We start from the raw sequence: 22,669 nt of genomic DNA, 5'->3' as shown, positions 1-22,669 counted from the left end.
CGTCGAGAGAATTGAATCAATGCCGCACATTTTGATCGTCGAAGACGAAACCATTATCCGCTCTGCCTTGCGTCGCCTGCTTGAACGTAATCAGTATCAGGTCAGCGAAGCCGGCTCGGTGCAGGAAGCCCAAGAGCGATTCAGCATTCCCACGTTCGACCTGATTGTCAGTGACCTGCGCCTGCCGGGCGCACCGGGCACCGAGCTGATCAAGCTGGGCCAGGGCACCCCGGTGCTGATCATGACCAGCTATGCCAGCCTGCGCTCGGCGGTGGACTCCATGAAGATGGGCGCGGTGGACTACATCGCCAAGCCCTTCGACCACGACGAGATGCTCCAGGCCGTGGCGCGTATCCTGCGCGACCGGCAGTCGGCCGGCAGTGCGCAGGCCGAAGCGCGCCCCGCCGGAAAGGCCGCCAACGGCGCGGACAAACCTGGGGTCGACAACAGCAATGGCGAGATCGGCATCATCGGCTCGTGCCCACCGATGCAGGACCTTTACAGCAAGATCCGCAAGGTTGCGCCGACCGACTCCAATGTATTGATCCAGGGTGAATCGGGCACCGGTAAAGAACTGGTGGCCCGTGCACTGCACAACCTGTCCAAGCGCGCCAAGGCACCGATGATTTCGGTGAACTGCGCGGCGATCCCCGAGTCGCTGATCGAGTCCGAACTGTTCGGCCACGAGAAAGGCGCGTTCACTGGCGCCAGCGCCGGGCGTGCGGGCCTGGTGGAAGCGGCGGACGGCGGCACCTTGTTCCTCGACGAAATCGGCGAACTGCCCCTGGAAGCCCAGGCGCGATTGCTGCGGGTACTGCAGGAAGGCGAGATTCGTCGCGTCGGCTCGGTGCAGTCACAGAAGGTCGACGTGCGATTGATCGCCGCGACCCACCGTGACCTCAAGAGCCTGGCCAAGATCGGCCAGTTCCGGGAAGACTTGTATTACCGCCTGCACGTCATCGCCCTCAAGCTGCCGGCGCTGCGCGAGCGTGGTGCCGACGTCAACGAAATCGCCAACGCGTTCCTGCTGCGTCAAAGTGCGCGCATCAACCGCACCGACCTGAAATTCGCCGCGGACGCCGAGCAGGCGATTCGGCATTACTCGTGGCCGGGTAACGTGCGAGAGCTGGAAAACGCTGTCGAGCGTGCGGTGATCCTGTCGGAAAGCCCGGAAATTTCCGCTGAACTGCTGGGCATCGATATCGAACTCAGCGATCTTGAAGACGACGACTTCCTCGACATGGCCCCACAGCCAGGCGGCGGTAGCAATACCAGCCATGAGCCGACGGAAGATTTGTCACTGGAAGACTACTTCCAGCATTTCGTCCTGGAGCATCAGGACCACATGACCGAGACCGAACTGGCCCGCAAGCTTGGCGTGAGCCGCAAGTGCTTGTGGGAACGGCGCCAGCGCCTGGGTATTCCACGGCGCAAGACCGGGGTGGCCAGCGAAAGCTGAGTATGCGCGCCTGCGGGTAACACCCTCAGATGTGAAAAAACTGTTACCGCAGAATTTTTACGTAACAAAAGCCGGGGCTTACGGTAACGAAGCCCCGGCTTTTTTTCGTCCAACAACCTCTCGAAAACCCAGCAAACCCCCGGTTTTGCTGGGCGGTGCAAAAGTTGGCACGCACCCTGCTATATGCTTAGTACAAAAACAATAACAAGCTTTGTACAAGACAATAAAAATAAGACGAATCGACTCACGCATAACAAAAACAACACGGCGGAGGCGCAGCTAACTGATTCTTTTGGAGAGGCGTTGCATTTGGGGCTTGCCCCGCAACCAGGCCGAGAACAACAAAAAACTGCCCTAAGGCAGAGCCTGAACTGGTTGGATCGTAGATCAGCAACACAGCGACCAAAGCAATCCGTTTGCTCTTGACTCCCGATTGGGAGTGTCATGAAGGTAAAGCTTCCTGACGAGGGCGATCAACAAAAACAAGAAGCCCGCAATCAATAATAAAAATAGAGCACGCAACTACTTCTGGGGGAGCTTCGGCTCCCCTTGTAGTTTCCGGCGTTTAGCTTGAGCGCTCTGGCGATTTAAGGCTTATGGCGCAAGGCCGCAGCTTGTTCCTACACCATCCCCTGACTAAATGCTAGAATCCCCGCCCATCATGCGGTCATTCTTCGTTATGGCCGAACATTCCTTCAAACAGTGCATCCCATGCTGAAGAAGTTGTTCCAGTCATTCCGTTCTCCCTTGCGTCGAACGCAACAAATTCGCAGCACGCCTGAAGTGCTTAACAGCAATCAGCATTCATTGCAGCGCGCTCAATTCAGCCGTTATGCGGTGAACATCGTCGAACGGTTGCAGAACGCCGGCTACCAGGCTTATCTGGTGGGCGGGTGCGTACGCGACATGCTGCTCAATATCACGCCCAAGGACTTCGACGTTGCCACCAGCGCCACGCCTGAGCAAGTGCGCGCCGAGTTTCGCAATGCGCGAATCATCGGCCGACGCTTCAAGCTGGTGCACATCCACTTTGGTCGCGAGATCATCGAGGTCGCGACGTTCCGTGCCAATCACCCGCAAAACGACGAGGAGGAAGACACCAACCAGTCTTCCCGCAACGAGAGCGGGCGCATTCTGCGGGACAACGTCTATGGCACCCTGGAAGAAGACGCGCAACGTCGCGACTTCACCATCAACGCCCTGTATTACGACCCGGTCAGCGAGCGCATTCTCGATTACGCCAATGGCGTCCATGACATTCGCAATAACCTGATTCGCCTGATCGGCGATCCGGTCCAGCGCTACCAGGAAGACCCGGTCCGTATGCTGCGCGCGGTGCGCTTTGCCGCCAAGCTGAACTTCGGTATCGAGAAGCACACGGCCGCGCCGATTCGTGAACTGGCGCCAATGTTGCGCGAGATTCCTTCCGCGCGCCTGTTCGAAGAAGTGCTCAAGCTGTTCCTCTCGGGCTACGCCGCCGACACGTTCGAAATGCTGGTCGACCTGCAGTTGTTCGACCCTCTGTTCCCGGCCAGCGCCGAGGCCCTGGAATACAACCCGACCTACACCCACACGTTGATCAGCGAAGCGCTGATCAACACCGACCTGCGCATCAAGCAGAACAAGCCGGTAACCCCGGCGTTCCTGTTTGCCGCCCTGTTGTGGCCTGCCCTGCCCAAGCGTGTACTGCGCCTGCAAGAGCGCGGCATGCCGCCGATTCCTGCCATGCAGGAAGCCGCTCACGAGCTGATCGCCGAGCAGTGCCAGCGCATCGCCATCCCGAAACGCTTCACCATGCCGATCCGCGAGATCTGGGACATGCAGGAACGCCTGCCACGCCGCAGCGGCAAACGCGCCGACCTGCTGCTGGACAACCCGCGTTTCCGCGCCGGCTACGACTTCCTGTTGCTGCGCGAAAGCGCTGGGGAACAGACCGACGGTCTGGGCGAATGGTGGACTGACTATCAGGACGCCAATGACAGCCAGCGCCGCGACATGATTCGCGACCTCGGCAGCAAAGGTGACACAGAAGGCCCGAAAAAACGTCGCCGCAGCGGTGCCAAACGCAAGCGCAGCGGCGCCGATGCCGCAGGCGAATAACCGTGGAACGCATCTACATCGGCATGGGCAGCAACCTCGCTGCCCCGCAGCAGCAATTGCGCAACGCCTTGCAGGCGTTGGCGCTATTGCCCGGTACCACCCTCGCAGGGGTGTCGGCGTTCTATCAAAGTGACTCCCTGCTACCAGGCCAGCCGCGCTACACCAATGCCGTTGCGGGGCTGGACAGCAGCCTGGCGCCACTGGAGCTGCTGGATGCGCTGCAAGCCATCGAGCATGACCAGGGCCGCGAACGCCTGGAACGCTGGGGGCCGCGCACGCTGGACCTGGACATCGTGCTGTTTGGCGATCGCCTGATCGACGAGCCCCGCCTGAAAGTACCGCACTACCAGATGCACGTTCGACCGTTCGTGCTGTACCCATTGGCCGAATTGGCCTCTGCCGATCTGCAACTGCCGGATGGCCAGCGACTCAGCGCGCTGCTTGAAGCTTGCCCGTTTGTCGGCCTGGAACGCCTGCCTGATTGAATCCAGGAGCAGGCCCGCCTTGCTCGCGAAATACGTCAAAACACCGCGTTTATCCAGGCACGGCGTATTGTCGTTAACGATCTTCGCGAGCAAGCTCGCTCCTACAATCGCATCAGTAACACAGGTAACACCCCGCTCGTAACAATGCGGTAACACATCCAATTGACTTCCCGTGTCCTCCTCACGACTATAGGCGTCCCGCCGCCGCCAACCCGGCGCTGAAGGGCGCAATCCAGGCCATATAAGCACTGCTTTCAAGACAGTGCGCCTGTATAAACGAAGACTCACGCGCGTTACTCGCTGTTTCCAAGCGCCTGAACGAGGACCCTTTTCATGCCAAGCATTACCCTGACCACCTTGCAGAGCCTCAAGCTCAAGGGTGAAAAAATCACCATGCTGACCTGCTACGACGCCACCTTCGCCCACGTCAGCTGCCAGGCCGGGGTCGAGGTGCTCCTGGTGGGCGACTCCCTGGGCATGGTTCTTCAAGGGAATGACAGCACCCTGCCGGTGACCACCGATGAACTGGCCTACCACACCGCCAGCGTCAAGCGCGGTAACGACGGCGCGTTCATCATCGCCGACCTGCCATTCATGGCTTACGCCACCCCCGAGCAGACCTTCCAGAACGCCGGCAAACTCATGCAAGCCGGTGCACACATGGTCAAGATCGAGGGCGCCGTATGGCTCGCCGACTCGATTCGCCTGCTGGCTGAGCGCGGAGTTCCGGTGTGTGTGCACATGGGGCTGACGCCGCAGTCGGTGAACATCCTCGGCGGCTACAAGGTTCAAGGCCGCAATGAAGCCCAGGCACGCCAGATGCGCGCCGATGCCATTGCCCTGGAACAGGCCGGCGCCGCGATGATCGTGCTGGAGTGCGTACCGAGCGAACTGGCCGCTGAAATCACCCAAGCCGTCAAAGTGCCGGTGATCGGCATTGGTGCCGGGTCCGCGACCGATGGTCAGGTACTGGTGGTGCACGACATGCTTGGCCTGTCCATAAGCGGCCATGTGCCTAAGTTCGTAAAGAACTTCATGGACGGCCAGGACAGCATCCAGGCAGCACTGAGCGCCTACGTTCGTGAAGTCAAAGCAGTAACCTTCCCAGGCGCCGAACACGGGTTCTCTGCATGAACACTGTCAAGACCGTACGTGAACTGCGGGCCGCCGTGACCCACGCGCGCAGCGCCGGCAAGCGCATCGGCTTCGTGCCGACCATGGGGAACCTGCACAGCGGCCATGCCACCCTGGTCACCAAGGCGGCTCAGCAGTCGGACTTCGTGGTCGCGAGTATCTTCGTCAACCCGCTGCAATTCGGCGCCGGCGAAGATTTGGACAAATACCCTCGCACCCTCGCCGCCGACCAGGAAAAGCTGCTGCAAGCCGGCTGCAACCTGCTGTTTGCACCGACCGTCGAAGAAATGTACCCAGGCGGCATGACGGGCCAGACCCGCGTCAGCGTCCCGCAGCTGTCCGAAGGCCTGTGCGGGGCCAGCCGCCCCGGGCACTTCGAAGGCGTGGCGACGGTGGTCAGCAAGCTGTTCAACATGGTCCAACCGGACATGGCCGTATTTGGCCAGAAGGATTACCAGCAGTTGGCGGTGATCCGTGCCATGGTCCATGACCTGAACATGCCGATCCAGATCATCGGCGAGCCCACCGTGCGTGCCGAAGACGGCCTCGCGCTGTCTTCGCGCAACGGCTACCTCACCGAGGAGCAGCGTGCCATTGCCCCGGTGCTCTATCGCAGCCTCAGCCAGATTGCCGCGTCGATCAAGGCAGGTGACAAAGACTTCGCCACGTTGCGTGCCGAACAGGTACAGCAGATCGAAGCTGCCGGCCTGCGCGTCGACTACCTTGAAGTGCGCCAGGGCGTGCATCTGCGTCCAGCCACGGCCGAAGACCGCGATGTGGTGATTCTGGTAGCCGCCTATCTGGGCGCCACTCGCCTCATCGACAACCTGCATCTAACCCTCAACTGAACACCTTCATTTGCCCTCCTCGCTGAGCCGGTATAAAAAAGTACCGGCTACAGCGCAGACAAAGCCAAGACATATCGACACGCTAGGTTTAATGTAATCGCCCTGCGCTCTTGGTTAGCGCTGTCCGGCATCGGCCGCTTGATCAAAGACAGGACGTTCCGGACTTTTAAGTGTCCTAAAGGCAGTCCCCGTAATAAAAAGGAAACCCGCAGCGATGGCGTACTACCGCACTCCTCATGACGTTACCGCTCTGCCCGCCTGGCAAGCGCTCAATCAACATCGCCAAGCCATGCAGGATTTCAGCATGCGCGAGGCATTCAATGCCGATCCCCAGCGCTTTTCCCAATTCACTTTGAGCAGCTGCGGGCTTTTCCTCGATTACTCGAAAAACCTGATCACTCGCGAAACCCGTGACCTGCTGGTGGGTCTGGCCAACGAAGTCGGCCTCAAGGACGCGATCAACTCGCTGTTCGCCGGTGAGCCGGTCAACTCGTCCGAAGGCCGACCTGCCCTGCACACCGCCCTGCGCCGCCCGGTGGGCGACAAATTGTCGGTCAACGGCGTGAACATCATGCCGGACGTGCACAAGGTGCTGAACCAGATCACGGACCTGGTCGGCCGCATCCACGACGGCCTGTGGCGGGGTTACACCGAGAAGCCGATCACCGACGTGGTGAACATCGGCATCGGTGGCTCGTTCCTCGGCCCGGAGCTGGTCTCCGAAGCGCTGTTGTCCTACGCCCACAAAGGCGTGCGCTGCCATTACCTGGCGAACATCGACGGCAGCGAGTTCCACGAGCTGACCATGAAACTGCGCGCCGAGACCACGCTGTTCATCGTCTCGTCGAAATCCTTCAACACCCTCGAAACCCTGAAAAACGCCCAGGCCGCCCGCGCCTGGTACTTGGCCCAGGGTGGCTCGGAAGCGGAGCTGTACCGCCACTTCATCGCCGTGTCGAGCAACAACGCAGCGGCGGTAGCTTTCGGTATCCGCGAAGAAAACATCTTCCCGATGTGGGACTGGGTCGGCGGCCGTTACTCGCTGTGGTCGGCCATCGGCTTGCCAATCGCCCTGGCCATCGGCATGTCCAATTTCAAGGAACTGCTGTCCGGTGCCTACACCATGGACCAGCACTTCCAGAACGCGCCATTCGAAGCCAACATGCCGGTACTGCTGGGCTTGCTGGGTGTGTGGTACGGCAACTTCTGGGGTGCGCAGAGCCATGCGATCCTGCCGTACGACCACTATCTGCGTAACATCACCAAGCACTTGCAACAGCTGGACATGGAATCCAACGGCAAGAGCGTGCGCCAGGACGGTACACCGGTGTCCACCGATACCGGCCCGGTGATCTGGGGTGGCGTAGGCTGCAACGGTCAACACGCTTACCACCAGTTGCTGCACCAAGGGACCCAACTGATCCCGGCCGACTTCATCGTGCCGATCGTCAGCTTCAACCCGGTGTCCGACCACCATCAGTGGCTGTACGCCAACTGCCTGTCCCAGAGCCAGGCATTGATGCTGGGCAAAACCCGCAGCGAAGCCGAAGCCGAACTGCGCGACAAGGGCCTCCCGGAAGCCGAAGTACAGAAACTGGCTCCGCACAAGGTGATCCCGGGCAACCGTCCAAGCAACACCCTCGTGGTTGAACGCATCAGCCCGCGCCGCCTGGGCGCCCTGGTGGCGATGTATGAACACAAAGTGTTCGTGCAGAGCGTGATCTGGGGCATCAACGCCTTCGACCAATGGGGCGTGGAGCTGGGTAAAGAGCTGGGCAAAGGCGTCTACAACCGCCTGACCGGCACCGAAGAGACCTCCGCCGAGGACGCTTCGACCCAGGGCCTGATCAACTACTTCCGTGGTCGTCACCGCGGCTGATAGCGGTAGTACAGGGCCAACGTCCGCTTGGACGTTGGCCTTGAACCCTCCCCCCACAGGGTGCATCTTTATGACTTGTCGCAAAACAAGAATAAGGAGCGCTCATGTTCGATATCAGCCAGTATCCCCACGCCGATGCCGTCCGCCGGGCTGCGCAACTCAGTCAAGAGGACTACCAGCGCCTCTATCGTCAATCCATCGAGCAACCCGATGCCTTCTGGGCTGAACAAGCCAAGGGCTTTCTCGACTGGATCACCCCCTGGCATATCGTGCACAGCGCCGATATCCGCAGCGGCGCCGCCCAATGGTTCGCCGGCGGCCAACTGAACGTCAGTTACAACTGTATCGACCGTCACCTGGCACAACGTGCCGATCAACCGGCCTTCATCTGGGAAGGCGATGATCCTGCCCATGCTTGCAGCATTACCTACCGCCAACTCCACCAGAAGGTCAGCCGCCTGGCCAACGTACTGAAAAGCCGTGGCGTGAAGAAAGGCGACCGGGTGTGCATCTACATGCCGATGATTCCCGAGGCCGCCTACGCCATGCTGGCCTGCACGCGAATCGGGGCCGTGCACTCGGTCGTGTTTGGCGGGTTCTCGCCGGATGCCCTGCGCGACCGCATTCTCGACGCCGACTGCCGCACCGTGATAACCGCCGATGAAGGCGTACGCGGCGGCAAGCCGGTCGCACTGAAGAAGAATGTCGACAAAGCCCTGGCCAGTTGCCCGAACGTCAGCACGGTGCTGGTGATACAACGCACGGGCGCTGCCGTGAACTGGAGCGAAGGCCGTGACCTTGCGTACCAGCAAGCCCTGGATACCGCCAGCGAGCACTGCCCGCCTGAGCCGATGGATGCCGAAGACCCATTGTTCATCCTCTACACCTCCGGCAGCACCGGCAAACCCAAGGGCGTCCTGCACACCACCGGAGGCTATCTGCTGCAGGCGGCGATGACCTTCAAATACGTGCTCGATTACCGCGACGGCGAAGTGTTCTGGTGCACGGCCGACGTGGGCTGGGTCACCGGGCACAGTTACATCGTGTATGGTCCGCTGGCCAACGGCGCCACCTCGCTGATGTTCGAAGGCGTGCCGAGCTACCCCGACAGTTCGCGCTTCTGGCAGGTGATCGACAAACACCAGGTCAATATCTTCTATACCGCGCCCACCGCGCTGCGTGCCCTGATGCGTGAAGGCCACGGCCCGCTGGAGCACACCTCGCGCGCCAGCCTGCGCCTGCTGGGCAGCGTCGGCGAGCCGATCAACCCGGAAGCCTGGGATTGGTATTTCAACGCGGTGGGCGAGCAGCGCTGCCCGATTGTGGATACCTGGTGGCAGACAGAAACCGGCGGCATCATGCTCAGCCCACTGGTCAGCGCTCAGCGCATCAAACCCGGCTGTGCGACCCGGCCAATGTTTGGCGTACAGCCCGTGCTGCTGGACGAGCACGGCAAGGAACTCAGCGACGCCGGCAGCGGCATTCTCGCGATCAAAGCCAGCTGGCCGGGGCAGATCCGCAGCGTCTACGGCGACCCGCAGCGCATGATCGACACCTATTTCAAACCTTACCCCGGCTACTACTTCACCGGCGACGGCGCACGCCGCGATGAAGATGGCGACTATTGGATCACTGGACGCATCGATGACGTGATCAATGTCTCCGGGCATCGTATCGGTACCGCCGAGGTGGAAAGCGCCCTGGTGCTGCATGACCAGGTGGCCGAGGCCGCAGTGGTGGGCTACCCCCATGATGTCAAAGGCCAGGGCATCTACGCGTTCGTTACGCCGATGAATGGCGTGGAACCCAGCGACGCCTTGAAGCAACACCTGCTGGACCTGGTAAGCCAGGAAATCGGCAGCTTTGCCAAGCCGGAACTGATCCAATGGGCGCCGGCCTTGCCGAAAACCCGCTCGGGCAAGATCATGCGACGCATATTGCGCAAGATCGCCTGCAACGAACTGGACAGCCTCGGTGATACCTCGACCCTGGCCGACCCCAGCGTCGTGGACGGCCTGATCGACAAACGCCTGAACCGATAGGAAACCCCGAGTCGCCATGGAATTTATCCGCAGCCGCATCGAATCCCAACTGATGAGCCTGACCGGCCTGTCACTGGGCCAGCTGGATCTGGAAAACCCCAAGGGCGATCCGGGCCTGTTCGGGCCGAACTCGGTGAGCTGGCAAGTGCATGGCGACTTCAGCAGCATGCTCATCGGCGGCATCAGTGCATTGATGCTGCAAGCCTTGCATCCCCTGGCGCTGGCCGGCGTGTGGGACCACTCGAATTTCCGCCAGGACATGCTCGGGCGCCTGCGCCGGACCTCGCAGTTTATTTCCGGCACCACCTTCGGCTCGCGTAAAGATGCCGAATGGCTGATCGAAAAAGTCCGCACCATTCACCTGCAAGTGGTCGGGCATGCCCCGGACGGGCGGCCCTATGCGGCCAGCGACCCGGAGCTGTTGACCTGGGTGCATGTGGCTGAGGTCAGCAACTTCCTGGCCGCGCACCTGCGTTATTGCAACCCGCATCTGTCGGGGCGTGATCAGGATCGTTACTACAGCGAAATCGCCTTGGTCGCCGAACGGCTGGGCGCCAGGCATGTGCCGCGTTCACGGCAGGACGTTTCAGATTATCTGGCACGCATACGTCCGCAGTTGCTGTGCGACGAACGCAGCCGTGAAGTGCTGCGCCTGCTGCTCAATGCTCCCGCCCCAAGCACCCTGGCCAAACCCTTCGGCAGCCTGATGATGCAAGCCGGGATCGACCTGCTACCGGACTGGGCCAGTACCCTGCTTGAACAACACCAGAGCCCGCTGCAGCGTCAGATGATCCGCGCGGGGGTCAAGCGCAGCGCGCCGCTGCTGCGTTGGGCAATGCGCAATGGTTCGGTGCAACGCGCCCATCGGCGGATGGGGCTGATGTAGGCCGGCGCCTATAGCTGTTAAACTCCGCGCCCACCTTTACCCCATTGACCCAGCACGCAAGGCGCGTTCCATGTATTCCCTGAATCAGGCGCTGCGCGCCGCCCTCGATCAACGCCAAGACCTGATCCATGAGCTGCACGCCCAAGGCACTGACTGCTACCGGTTGTTCCACGGCAGCCAGGAAGGCGCCGGCGGCCTGACCATCGACCGCTATGGCCCGCAATTGCTGGTGCAGAGTTTTCACCAGCCGTTGGAAACGGCCGAGTTGCTGGACATGCATCAACTGATCAATCAGTTCATGGGGTTGGAATTGCTGCTGGTGTACAACGACCGCTCCCGGGGCAATTCACGGATCGACCGCGAAGACACGGTGTATCGCGCCGAACCTGCGGCACTGGAAGACCTGGTCGGCCATGAGTGGGGCCTCAACTACCGCGTGCGCGGGCGCCATGCCGGGCAAGACCCGCTGCTGTTCCTCGACTTGCGCAATACCCGCGGCTGGGTCAAAGACCACAGCGCCGGCAAGAGCGTGCTGAACCTGTTCGCCTACACCTGCGGCGTGGGCTTGAGCGCCGCCGCCGGTGGCGCACGCGAGGTGTGCAACCTGGACTTCGCCGAGGGCAACCTGGCAGTCGGTCGTGAAAACGGCCTGCTGAACCCGCAGCTGCCGAGCATGCAGTTCGTGCAGTCCGATTACTTCCCGGCCATCCGCCAACTGGCGGGTTTGCCGATTACCCAGCGGCGTGGGCAAAAACTGCCGAGTTATCCACGCCTTGAGCCGCGCCAATATGACCTGGTATTGCTCGACCCACCGGCCTGGGCCAAGAGCGCCTTCGGCACCGTCGACCTGTTGCGCGACTATCAAAGCCTGCTCAAGCCTGCACTGCTGGCCACCGCCGACAACGGCGTACTGATCTGCTGCAATAACCTGGCAAAAGTCAGCATGGACGATTGGCGCGAGCAGGTGCTGCGCTGCGCCGAAAAAGCCGGCCGTCCGGTACGCGACTGGCAGATCATGACACCGGGGGCGGATTTTCCCTCACAGGACCAACAGCCACCGCTGAAGACCCTGATCCTGCAACTGTAGGCCTTATCCCAATAGCCCCGGTTCTTCGGAACCGAAATCCCGTGCCATACTCCAAGGCACTCTCGTTCGATATAGATGCCGCCACCCATGCCCAAAGGATTGATTCGCGCCATCGGCGCCGTGTTGACTGCTCTTGCTCTGTACAGCTTGCTGGGCTTCCTGATTTTGCCGGGCATCGCCCTTCGGATCGCCAATCAACAGCTGGCCAATTACGCCACGGTGCCGGCACGCCTCGAGCGTCTCGAACTCAACCCGTTCAGCCTGGAAGTCACGGCATGGGGCCTGCAGATCGGCGAACCGGGCAAGGAACAGGTCGGTTTCGAACGCCTTTACGCCAACCTGCAGATCGACAGTCTCTGGACTCGCGCCCTGCACCTGGCCGATGTCCAGTTGGATAAGCCCAAGACCGAGTTGCTGTTCGACAAGTCCGGCCAACTGAACCTCGCGCAGTTGTTCAAACTGCCGCCGAGCGAACCCACTCCGGCCGACCCGAACGCCAAACCATTCCCTTTGCGCATCGACAGCATCAAGCTGGCGAGCGGTTATGTGCACTTCCAAGACCTGCGCCCCAGCGAGCCCATCGAGTTTCTCTACGACAAACTCGACTTCGAGCTGAAAAACCTCAGCACCTTGCCCGAAGACAACGCCGACATGACCTTGGTGGCCGCAGGGCCTCAAGGCGGGCAGATCGACTGGAAAGGTAATTTCAGCCTGGTACCGATCACGTCCGAGGGCACGCTGAAAGTCACCGATGGCAAGATGAAAGCCTGGTGGCCCTATGTCCGTGACGCCTTGCCGCTGGTGCTGGAAGACGGCGTGCTGAACTTCAGCACCGAGTACACGTTCAGCCTGGCCAAGGAAACCGAACTGAAACTGACCAATACTGCGGCCAGCATCGCGCCCTTTGCGATCAAGGCCCCGGACGGACGCCCATTGGCACGCCTGGAGCGCCTGGACGTCAGCGAGACCACGGTAGACCTGGCCAAGCAGCAAGTGGTGGTTGGCAAGATCCGCAGTAACAAGCTGGAAACCTGGGCGGCCCGCGAGGCTGACGGGCAATTGGACTGGCAGAAACTGTTCGCCAGCCAACCGAGCAAACCGGCCAAGGCCCCGGAGCCGGCAGCCGCGCCGGCCACTGCCGACTCGCCAAAAGCTGAACCCGCAGCCCCAAGCAAACCCTGGCAAGTGCTGCTCAAGGACGTGCAACTGCGTAATTACCAGGTGCACCTGGCTGACCGCGCGGCCAAGCCTGCGGTAGCGCTGGAGCTGGGCCCGTTGAACGTCGACATGCAGAACTTCGACAGCCTCAACCAGAGTCCCTTTACCCTGAAGGTCGACAGCGGCCTGGGCAAGCAAGGCAAGATCCAGGCAACCGGCGAGGTCAACCTCAACCCGGTCAGCGCCAAGCTGAAAGTGAATACCCAGGACATCGACCTGCGGGTCGCCCAGGCCTATATCAGCCCATTCATTCGTTTGGAACTGCGCAGCGGCATGCTGGGCAGCAACCTGGATGTAAACCTCAAAAGCACCGCACCGCTGGCGTTGCAAGTCACCGGTCGCGCGCAAGTCGACCAGTTGCATACGCTGGACACCCTCAAGACCCGCGACTTCGTCAAATGGCAGCGCCTGATACTGGAAGGCGTGAACTATCAGCACGGCGAGAGCCTTTCAATCGACAAGGTCAACCTGCTGCAGCCGTATGCACGCTTCATGATCAACGATGACCGTACCACCAACATCGACGACCTGCTGATACCACAACCGGCCGACAGCGGCGCCAAGTCTGGTGCCAAACCTGCAGCAAGCAACGAGAAGCCGTTGGGCATTCATATCGGGCAAATTGCGATCAACGATGGCTCGGCCAACTTTGCCGACTTCAGCCTCACACCCAATTTCGCCACGGCCATTCAACAGCTCAACGGGCAGATCGGCACCATCGACAGTCGCCAGGCCAAACCGGCCAGTGTCGACATCAACGGCAAGGTCGACCGCTACGCACCTGTGACCATCAAAGGCAGCGTGAACCCGTTTGATCCCATGGCGGCATTGGATATCGCCACCAGCTTCAAACGGGTCGAACTGACGACATTGACGCCCTACTCAGGCAAATTCGCCGGTTTCCGCATCCGTAAGGGTCGCCTGAACCTGGACCTGCACTATGTGATTACCAAAGGCCAATTGAAGGCCGAAAACAAAGTGGTGGTTGAACAGCTGCAACTGGGCGAGAAAGTCGACAGTGCCGACGCCGTGGATTTGCCGATTCGCCTGGCGATCGCGTTGCTCAAAGACAGCGACGGCAAAATCTCTATCGAACTGCCGGTGAGCGGTGATTTGAACAACCCTCAATTCAGCGTAATGCCGATTGTGTGGCAGACCCTGCGCAACCTGGTGGTACGCGCGGCAACAGCACCATTCAAATTCATTGGTGGGCTGATCACCGGCAGCGGCTCGGAAGACCTCGGCAGTGTGTCCTTTGCCGCAGGTTCCAGTGAGTTGAGCAAAGATGCAGAAGGCGCCCTGAACACGTTGGCCAAGGCACTTAAAGAACGCCCTAGCCTGCGCCTGGAAATCGAAGGCACGGCAGCGGCCAGCAGCGACGGCCCGTTCCTTGCCGCCGAGCGTCTGGAGCGTGAATACCAATACAACTACTACAAGATGCTGCAACGCCGTGGCGACAAAGTCCCGGCCCAAGCCTCGTTGCTGGTTGTACCGGAGAAGGAAAAAGCGCCTTTGCTGGAAGGCATCTACCGCACGCGCCTGAAACAACAACCACCAGCCGAATGGAAAGACCTGAGCAGCGATGAGCGTACCGCCAAGCTCAAAGACGGCGTGATCAAGTTCTGGAGCGCCAGTGATGTGCTGCTGCGCCAACTGGGGCAGGACCGGGCCAGCACCATCAAGGACTATCTGGTGGATAAAGCGAAACTGGAAGATGACCGGGTGTATTTCATTGATGCCAACCTGGGGCAGGCCGAGAAAGACGGCCGCGTAGTGACGCCGATGCATCTGGATGCCGAATAATCTCCCCAAATAGAACAGGCCCCGACACAAGTGCCGGGGCCTGTAATGACCACATCCGTGTGGTCGGTCGCATGAACCTCGGAGGTGCATTGAGTGGATATCTAACTCACGCGCCGCCGCCGCCTAGTTCAGACGATTCCTCAAGCGTTACTGAACGGTAAGACCATCAGCCGATACAGATTTAACGCCTTTAATTTTCTTGGTAATCGCTACTGCAGTCTCTTTCTGCGCTTGGGTCAGAGCGGCAGTGGACGACAGCGATACTACGCCGTGGTTGGTTTCGACTTTGATGTCGGTACCAGGAATACCTTTTTCGGTAACCAGGTCGGATTTAACTTTGGTAGTAATCCAGGTATCCGAGGTGCTGGTCTTGGCTTTGTCGATGTTGTCAGCTTTAACTGCGCCGCCTGCCAGCAGGCCATCAGCAGAAACAGCGGTTACACCTTTGATTTTCTTGGTAATGGCTACAGCGGTCGCTTTCTGCGAATCCGAGATAGCGACTTCGGAGGACAGGGAAACCACGCCTTTGTTGGTTTCAACCTTGATATCCGAACCAGGAATACCTTTCTCGGTCAGCAGATCAGCTTTCACTTTGGTGGTGATCCAGGTGTCCGAAGTAGACTCTTTAGCCTTGGTCATTTCACCGGCCGCCAAAGTCATAGGGGCTTGGGAAGTCTGAGCAAAGGCTACGTTAGCACCCATGGCCAGGGTCAGAGCGGTAGCAGTAGCGAGAGCGAACTTCTTCATACGAGTAACTCCTGTTTTATTGAAAGTCTGCAGCGCATAGACCTTGATGCTGCAGTGTTAACAGGGTTATTGCAGGCAGTATGCCAATTCTTGATGCCAGATTAATTCTTTATAAAACAATAACTTATGAAATCAGGCTTTTTTCGAAATCGTGCAACTTGCATGAAGTCACTCAGGCCTGCATGCAAGTTGCGGGTTTCAGGATTTACTAAGCGCCTGATTTCCTGACCTTTTCCCACGCGCATAAAAAAAGGACTCCTGAGAGTCCTTTTTTCAGCTTAGCGCTAAGGCTGGGTGGTTAAACGCCCGACGCCTTGGCTGCTGCTACGTCCTTGATGGACAGCTTGATACGGCCGCGGTTGTCCACGTCCAGTACCAGCACTTCCACTTCCTGGCCTTCTTTCAGAATGTCGGTCACTTTCTCGACACGAGCATCGCTCAGCATGGAGATGTGTACCAGACCGTCTTTGCCCGGCAGGATGTTGACGAATGCGCCGAAGTCGACGATGCGCTCAACTTTACCGACGTAGATCTTGCCGATCTCGGCCTCGGCGGTGATGCCCAGAACGCGCTGACGTGCAGCTTCAGCCGCTTCCTTGGTTTCGCCGAAGATCTTGATCGAGCCGTCGTCTTCGATGTCGATCGAAGCCTTGGTTTCTTCACAGATCGCACGAATAGTCGCGCCGCCTTTACCGATGACATCACGGATTTTGTCGGTGTCGATTTTCATCGCGATCATGGTCGGAGCGTTTTCCGACAGTTCGGTACGCGACTGACCAATGATCTGGTTCATCTGGCCGAGGATATTCAGGCGCGCTTCCAGGGCTTGGCCCAGGGCGATTTCCATGATCTCTTCGGTGATGCCTTTGATCTTGATGTCCATCTGCAACGCGGTCACACCTTTGGCGGTACCGGCTACTTTGAAGTCCATGTCGCCCAGGTGGTCTTCGTCACCCAGGATGTCGGTCAGAATGGCGAACTTCTCGCCTTCTTTAACCAGGCCCATGGCGATACCGGCAACCGGCGCCTTCATCGGCACACCAGCGTCCATCAATGCCAGGGAAGCACCGCAAACGGAAGCCATCGAGCTGGAACCGTTGGATTCAGTGATTTCCGACACAACACGGATGGTGTACGGGAACACGTCAGCCGCAGGCAGCATGGCCTGAACCGAACGGCGCGCCAGGCGGCCGTGACCGATTTCGCGACGACCAGCACCACCCATGCGACCGCACTCGCCCACCGAGAACGGAGGGAAGTTGTAGTGCAGCATGAACGGGTCTTTTTTCTCGCCTTCCAGGGTGTCCAGCAGCTGTGCGTCACGGGCAGTACCCAGAGTCGCGACTACCAGGGCCTGGGTTTCACCACGGGTGAACAGAGCCGAACCGTGGGTTTTAGGCAGAACGCCGACTTCGATGTTCAGCGGACGTACGGTGCGAGTGTCACGGCCGTCGATACGTGGCTTGCCGTTAACGATGTTTTCGCGAACGGTACGGTATTCGATTTCACCGAATGCAGCTTTGACGTCGCTGGCGGAAGGCTGGCCTTCTTCACCGGACAGCTTGGCCACGACCTGGTCCTTCAGTTCGCCCAGGCGAGCGTAACGGTCGGCCTTGACGGTGATGGTGTAGGCATCGGAGATCGCAGCACCGAACTCGGAGCGGATAGCGCTCAGCAGTTCAGTCGCTTCAGCTTGTGGAGCCCAGGTCCAGGTTGGCTTGGCAGCTTCGGCAGCCAGCTCGGTGACGGCCTTGATGACAGCCTGGAACTCGTCGTGAGCAAACAGTACAGCGCCCAGCATCTGGTCTTCGGTCAGCTCTTTGGCTTCCGATTCAACCATCAACACGGCTTCCGAAGTACCGGCAACGACCATGTCCAGGCTCGAAGCTTTCAGTTGTTCGTAAGTCGGGTTCAGCAGGTAGCCGGTGCTTTCGTGGAATGCAACGCGGGCAGCGCCGATCGGACCATCGAAAGGAATGCCGGAGATGGCCAGGGCCGCCGAGGTACCGATCATCGCAGCGATGTCCGGATCGGTCTTCTTGCTGGTGGAAACGACGGTGCAGACAACCTGCACTTCGTTCATGAAGCCTTCTGGGAACAGCGGACGGATCGGACGGTCGATCAGTCGGGAAGTCAGGGTTTCTTTCTCGGAAGGACGGCCTTCACGCTTGAAGAAACCGCCAGGAATCTTACCGGCAGCGTAAGTCTTTTCCTGGTAGTGAACGGACAGAGGGAAAAAGCCTTTGCTCGGGTCAGCGGTCTTGGCACCTACAACGGTCACCAATACGGTGACGTCGTCGTCAACGGTAACCAGCACTGCGCCGGAGGCTTGACGGGCGATACGGCCTGTCTCGAGGGTAACGGTCGACTGACCGAACTGGAATTTTTTGATAACCGGGTTCACGGTGTCCTACCTTCTTTGTGGCTCTTGGGGGAACGTGTCTTCTTGCGAAATTCTTGGGCAATGCCGGGAATCGGCCCGACTCTAGTCCAGGGTAAAACGTGTATCCAGATAAAACTTGAGGCTGGGAGCCTGCCATGGGCCAGCGGGAAACCCACTGGCACACGGCAGACAACCAACCTCTAGCGCAATCGCTTATTAGCGACGCAGACCCAGGCGACCGATCAGAGTCTGATAACGACCCAGATCCTTGCCTTTCAGGTAGTCCAGCAGCTTACGGCGCTGGTTTACCATGCGGATCAGACCACGACGGGAGTGGTGATCTTTACCGTTGGCCTTGAAGTGACCTTGCAGCTTGTTGATGTTGTGGGTCAGCAGTGCAACTTGCACTTCTGGCGAACCAGTGTCACCAACAGCTTGCTGATAGTCAGCTACGATTTGTGCTTTTTCTTGAACGTCGAGAGCCATGAGGCAATCCTTTTTTTCAGGAAACCACCCAAGGGTGATCTCAACAGGCCAGGGACAAATCCCTGTATCTAAAAATGAGTGTTGACCGTGCCTGTTAACAGCCACACTCGTCCGGTCATTCTGACCGAATCAGTCGACGTGGCGCGATGCGCCCGTCTTCGCTCACTTCACCGATACCGATAAAGCGACCGTTATGATCCTGTACCCGCACCATACCGAACTTCGGAGCGTCCGGGGCACGTACCGGCTGGCCGTTGAGCCAGTAGAACGCGCTGTGCTCCGAAAAGTGCAGCAATGGCCAATCCTGCAAACCGCTGTCCGATGGCATGAGGAAGCGATCAACCGCTTCGTTGCCGCCTTCGGCGTGTACGGCTTCCAACTCTTCCAGCGTTACGGTCTGCGCCAGGCTGAAAGGTCCGGCCTGCGTGCGTCGCAGTTCTGCAACGTACGCGCCGCAACCGAGCTTTTCACCAATATCTTCCACCAGGGTACGGATATAGGTGCCTTTGCTGCAGTCCACCGCCAAACGCGCGGTATCGCCTTCGCAGGCGAGCAATTCCAAGCGGCTAATAGTAACAGAACGCGGTTCGCGCTCCACTACTTCACCGGCACGTGCCAACTTGTAAAGAGGCTGCCCATCACGCTTGAGCGCCGAGTACATCGGCGGTATCTGACTGATTTCCCCACGAAAAGCGGGTAAAGCGGCCTCGATATCAGCACGACCAACGGTCACGTCACGAACCTGCAAGACATCACCTTCGGCATCGGCCGTGGTGGTGGTCTTGCCCAGTTGCATCAGGGTTTCGTACCCCTTGTCGGAGTCGAGCAAGTATTGCGAGAACTTGGTGGCCTCGCCAAAGCACAACGGCAGCACGCCGGTGGCCAGGGGATCGAGGCTGCCGGTGTGCCCGGCCTTCTCGGCATTGAGCAACCAGCGGACCTTCTGCAACGCGGCATTGGAAGTAAAGCCAATGGGCTTGTCGAGCAGAATGATGCCGCTGACGTTGCGACGGATACGTTTGACCTGAGCCACCCGCTTACTCCTTGGCGTCTTCAGGTGTGGACGAATGCTGGCTGTCTTCAGCCACGGCACGTTCGATCAGGGCCGACAGGTGCGCACCACGCACGACGCTTTCGTCGTAGTGGAAGTGCAACTGAGGAACGCTGCGCAGCTTCATTTCACGGGCCAACTGCATGCGCAGGAACCCTGCGGCGGAGTTGAGCACCTTGATGCTTTGCGCAATTTCTTCGCTGCTGTCCTGGCCCATCACGGTGATGAAGATCTTGGCGTGCCCGACGTCACGGCTCACTTCAACTGCGGTGATGGTAACCAGGCCAACGCGTGGGTCTTTGACTTCGCGACGGATCAGTTGGGCCAGCTCGCGCTGCATCTGATCGCCGATACGCTGGGTACGGCTGTATTCTTTTGCCATGTCTTGTTACCTGTTACTGCCACACGGTGAAACCCGTGGGGTCTGAAAGCGGCAAACGCCCGGCCTGACAAAAGCCAGACCGGGCGTTGCGTTTAGAGTCCGTACGCGGTGTTGGGCATCTGCATGCCCACACGCTGCGTGGCTCCTGAAGTGCGCGAGTTAGAGGCTGCGAGCAACCTGAACCTTCTCGAAGACTTCGATCTTGTCGCCAACCTTGACGTCGTTGTAGCTCTTGACGCCGATACCGCACTCCATGCCGGCACGTACTTCGGAAGCGTCATCCTTGAAGCGGCGCAGGGATTCCAGCTCGCCTTCGAAGATAACGATGTCTTCACGCAGTACACGGATCGGACGGTTACGGTACACGGTGCCTTCGACAACCATGCAGCCAGCGACCGCGCCGAATTTAGGCGAGCGGAACACATCACGCACTTCGGCGATACCCAGGATGTTCTCCCGGACGTCACTGCCAAGCATGCCGGTGAGGGCTTTCTTGACGTCTTCGATGATGTCGTAGATGACGTTGTAGTAACGCATGTCCAGGCCTTCCTGCTCGACGATCTTGCGAGCGCCGGCATCGGCACGCACGTTGAAGCCGAACAGTACAGCGTTGGAAGCCAGTGCCAGGTTGGCGTCGGACTCGGTGATACCACCGACACCGCCACCGACGACACGCACTTGCACTTCGTCGTTACCCAGGCCGTTCAAGGCGCCGTTCAACGCTTCGAGGGAACCACGTACGTCAGACTTGAGGACGATGTTAAGCGTCTTCTTCTCTTCCTGGCCCATGTTCTCGAAGATGTTTTCGAGCTTGCCGGCGTGAGCGCGAGCCAGTTTGACTTCGCGGAACTTGCCTTGACGGAACAGAGCCACTTCACGGGCTTTCTTCTCGTCGGCAACCACGCTCATCTCGTCGCCAGCGTCCGGAGTACCGTCCAAGCCGAGAATCTCGACCGGGATAGCCGGGCCGGCTTCCTTGATTGGCTTGCCGTTCTCGTCGAGCATGGCACGTACACGGCCGTAGTTCGAACCGACCAGCACCATGTCGCCTTGGCGCAGGGTACCGTCTTGAACCAGAACGGTGGCAACCGGGCCACGGCCCTTGTCGAGGCGCGATTCAACCACCACACCACGGCCCGGGGCCGAAGGCGTAGCGGTCAGTTCCAGAACCTCGGCTTGCAACAGAACGGCTTCGAGCAGTTCGTCAACGCCAGTACCCATCTTCGCGGAGACTGGTACGAATGGAGTGTCGCCACCCCACTCTTCGGACGTCACGCCATGAACCGACAGTTCGCTACGGATGCGATCGAGATCAGCGCCCGGCTTGTCGATTTTGTTCACGGCAACCACCAGTGGCACGCCAGCCGCCTGAGCGTGCTGAACAGCCTCGATGGTTTGTGGCATCACGCCGTCATCGGCTGCAACCACCAGGATCACGATGTCGGTCGCTTTGGCACCACGGGCACGCATCGCGGTAAACGCGGCGTGGCCAGGGGTGTCGAGGAAGGTCACCATGCCACGGTCGGTTTCAACGTGGTACGCACCGATGTGCTGGGTGATACCGCCGGCTTCGCCAGCAGCCACCTTGGCACGACGGATGTAGTCGAGCAGGGAAGTCTTACCGTGGTCAACGTGGCCCATTACGGTCACAACCGGCGCACGGGAAACCGCCTCACCTTCAAACTTCAGGGACTCGGCCAGGGAATCTTCCAGGGCTGTGTCGCTGACCAGGGTCACTTTGTGGCCCAGCTCTTCAGCAACCAGTTGGGCAGTTTCCTGATCCAGTACCTGGTTGATGGTGGCCGGAGTACCCAGCTTGAACATGAACTTGATGATTTCAGCAGCCTTGACCGACATCTGCTGGGCGAGATCGCCCACAGTGATGGTCTCGCCGATCTTCACTTCACGCACGACAGGACCGGTTGGGCTCTGGAAACCGTGGGCGTTGCGTTTTTTCAGCTTGGCCTTGCCGCGGCCACCACGACGGAAGCCATCGCTTTCTTCGTCAGTGGTACGCGGGGCAACGCGTGGAGCAGGTGCTTTCTCTTTGACCGAAGCGCGATGTGGAGCATTTTTACGCTCACCATCGCCGCCGCCACCGCGACGATTGTTATCGTCGGCACGTGGCTTGTCCGGACGACGAGGTTCGTCACGCTTGCGCTCTGCTGCAGGCGCAGGTGCAGCGGCAACCGGAGCGGCCTCACGCACAGCCTCAACAGGCGCGCTAGGTGCGACAACCGCTTCGGCAGCAGGTTGCACAGCCGCAGGCTGGCGACGCGCTTCTTCTTCGGCGCGACGCTTGGCTTCTTCTTCAGCCTTCTGGCGAGCAGCATTTTCTACTGCGCGACGTTCTTCCAGCTCGCGTTTGCGCTCGGCTTCGATTTCTTCCGGGCTGCGCTGTACGAAGACTTTCTTCTTGCGTACTTCAACGCTGATGCTTTTGCTACCAGCAACACGCAGGGTGCTGGTGGTTTTGCGCTGCAATGTAATCTTGCGCGGTTCTTCCACTTTCGCCTTGTGGCTGCTCTTCAAGTGAGTCAGCAAAGACTGCTTCTCACTGTCGCTCACACCTTCATCGGCGGCGGTGTGCGGCAGACCTGCCTCACGCATCTGCTGCAACAGGCGCTCTACCGGTGTTTTGACCTCATCGGCCAGTTGTTTCACCGTGACTTGCGTCAT

General features: G+C 59.5%; 16 protein-coding genes. 10 read left to right on the top strand and 6 right to left on the bottom strand.

The window, feature by feature from the left end; all coding sequences use genetic code 11:
* Positions 1-19: 19 nt before the first annotated feature.
* The 10 genes from MJP36_RS06680 to MJP36_RS06635 all read left to right on the top strand — a co-directional run bounded on the left by MJP36_RS06680 (position 20) and on the right by MJP36_RS06635 (position 14,941).
* Entirely contained in the window at positions 20-1,459 is a 1,440-nt protein-coding gene (locus tag MJP36_RS06680; protein WP_244385075.1) for a sigma-54-dependent transcriptional regulator, read from the top strand.
* A gap of 711 nt (positions 1,460-2,170) precedes the next feature.
* Positions 2,171-3,559, top strand: coding sequence for a polynucleotide adenylyltransferase PcnB (locus MJP36_RS06675; protein WP_244385074.1), 1,389 nt, complete (start codon positions 2,171-2,173; stop codon positions 3,557-3,559).
* Between the two features lie 2 nt (positions 3,560-3,561).
* Positions 3,562-4,044: a 2-amino-4-hydroxy-6-hydroxymethyldihydropteridine diphosphokinase gene (gene folK / locus MJP36_RS06670; RefSeq protein ID WP_060752250.1), complete on the top strand. Its 483-nt coding sequence runs from the start codon at positions 3,562-3,564 to the stop codon at positions 4,042-4,044.
* A gap of 333 nt (positions 4,045-4,377) precedes the next feature.
* Positions 4,378-5,178 carry a 3-methyl-2-oxobutanoate hydroxymethyltransferase gene (panB, locus tag MJP36_RS06665; protein WP_060752251.1) on the top strand — a complete coding sequence of 267 codons (801 nt, stop codon included), beginning with the start codon at positions 4,378-4,380 and terminating at the stop codon, positions 5,176-5,178.
* A complete protein-coding gene (gene panC / locus MJP36_RS06660; protein ID WP_060752252.1) occupies positions 5,175-6,026 on the top strand; it encodes a pantoate--beta-alanine ligase in 852 nt (283 codons plus the stop codon). Before panB ends, panC begins: the two co-directional genes overlap by 4 nt.
* Positions 6,027-6,240: 214 nt before the next feature.
* Positions 6,241-7,905 carry a glucose-6-phosphate isomerase gene (gene pgi / locus MJP36_RS06655; RefSeq protein ID WP_060752253.1) on the top strand — a complete coding sequence of 555 codons (1,665 nt, stop codon included), beginning with the start codon at positions 6,241-6,243 and terminating at the stop codon, positions 7,903-7,905.
* A 104-nt stretch (positions 7,906-8,009) separates the two neighbouring features.
* Complete coding sequence (acs, locus tag MJP36_RS06650) at positions 8,010-9,947, top strand: acetate--CoA ligase (protein WP_244385073.1); 1,938 nt, start codon at positions 8,010-8,012, stop codon at positions 9,945-9,947.
* 16 nt (positions 9,948-9,963) lie between these two features.
* The gene (locus tag MJP36_RS06645) at positions 9,964-10,833 is read left to right on the top strand and encodes an oxygenase MpaB family protein (RefSeq protein WP_090365794.1); all 870 of its coding nucleotides are present in this window, start codon (positions 9,964-9,966) and stop codon (positions 10,831-10,833) included.
* A 70-nt stretch (positions 10,834-10,903) separates the two neighbouring features.
* Entirely contained in the window at positions 10,904-11,920 is a 1,017-nt protein-coding gene (locus MJP36_RS06640; RefSeq protein WP_090365792.1) for a class I SAM-dependent rRNA methyltransferase, read from the top strand.
* An 87-nt stretch (positions 11,921-12,007) separates the two neighbouring features.
* A complete protein-coding gene (locus tag MJP36_RS06635; RefSeq protein WP_161548374.1) occupies positions 12,008-14,941 on the top strand; it encodes a DUF748 domain-containing protein in 2,934 nt (977 codons plus the stop codon).
* Between the two features lie 147 nt (positions 14,942-15,088).
* On the opposite strand, the gene MJP36_RS06630 is transcribed toward MJP36_RS06635, so the two are convergent.
* From MJP36_RS06630 to infB, 6 genes are all read right to left on the bottom strand, one after another.
* A complete protein-coding gene (locus MJP36_RS06630) occupies positions 15,089-15,688 on the bottom strand; it encodes a BON domain-containing protein (RefSeq protein ID WP_060752258.1) in 600 nt (199 codons plus the stop codon).
* A gap of 298 nt (positions 15,689-15,986) precedes the next feature.
* Positions 15,987-18,092 carry a polyribonucleotide nucleotidyltransferase gene (gene pnp, locus MJP36_RS06625; RefSeq protein WP_060752259.1) on the bottom strand — a complete coding sequence of 702 codons (2,106 nt, stop codon included), beginning with the start codon at positions 18,090-18,092 and terminating at the stop codon, positions 15,987-15,989.
* A 195-nt stretch (positions 18,093-18,287) separates the two neighbouring features.
* Positions 18,288-18,557: a 30S ribosomal protein S15 gene (rpsO, locus tag MJP36_RS06620; RefSeq protein WP_003177875.1), complete on the bottom strand. Its 270-nt coding sequence runs from the start codon at positions 18,555-18,557 to the stop codon at positions 18,288-18,290.
* Positions 18,558-18,672: 115 nt separating this feature from the next.
* On the bottom strand, positions 18,673-19,590 hold the full coding sequence (truB, locus tag MJP36_RS06615; protein WP_060752260.1) for a tRNA pseudouridine(55) synthase TruB: 918 nt from the start codon (positions 19,588-19,590) through the stop codon (positions 18,673-18,675).
* Between the two features lie 4 nt (positions 19,591-19,594).
* Positions 19,595-19,990, bottom strand: coding sequence for a 30S ribosome-binding factor RbfA (gene rbfA / locus MJP36_RS06610; RefSeq protein WP_060752261.1), 396 nt, complete (start codon positions 19,988-19,990; stop codon positions 19,595-19,597).
* Between the two features lie 159 nt (positions 19,991-20,149).
* Positions 20,150-22,669: a translation initiation factor IF-2 gene (gene infB / locus MJP36_RS06605; RefSeq protein WP_161548375.1), complete on the bottom strand. Its 2,520-nt coding sequence runs from the start codon at positions 22,667-22,669 to the stop codon at positions 20,150-20,152.

Origin of the sequence: Pseudomonas palleroniana (assembly GCF_022836895.1) — a bacterium.
Lineage (GTDB): Bacteria > Pseudomonadota > Gammaproteobacteria > Pseudomonadales > Pseudomonadaceae > Aquipseudomonas > Aquipseudomonas palleroniana.
This window is presented reverse-complemented; position numbering and strand designations above follow the sequence as displayed.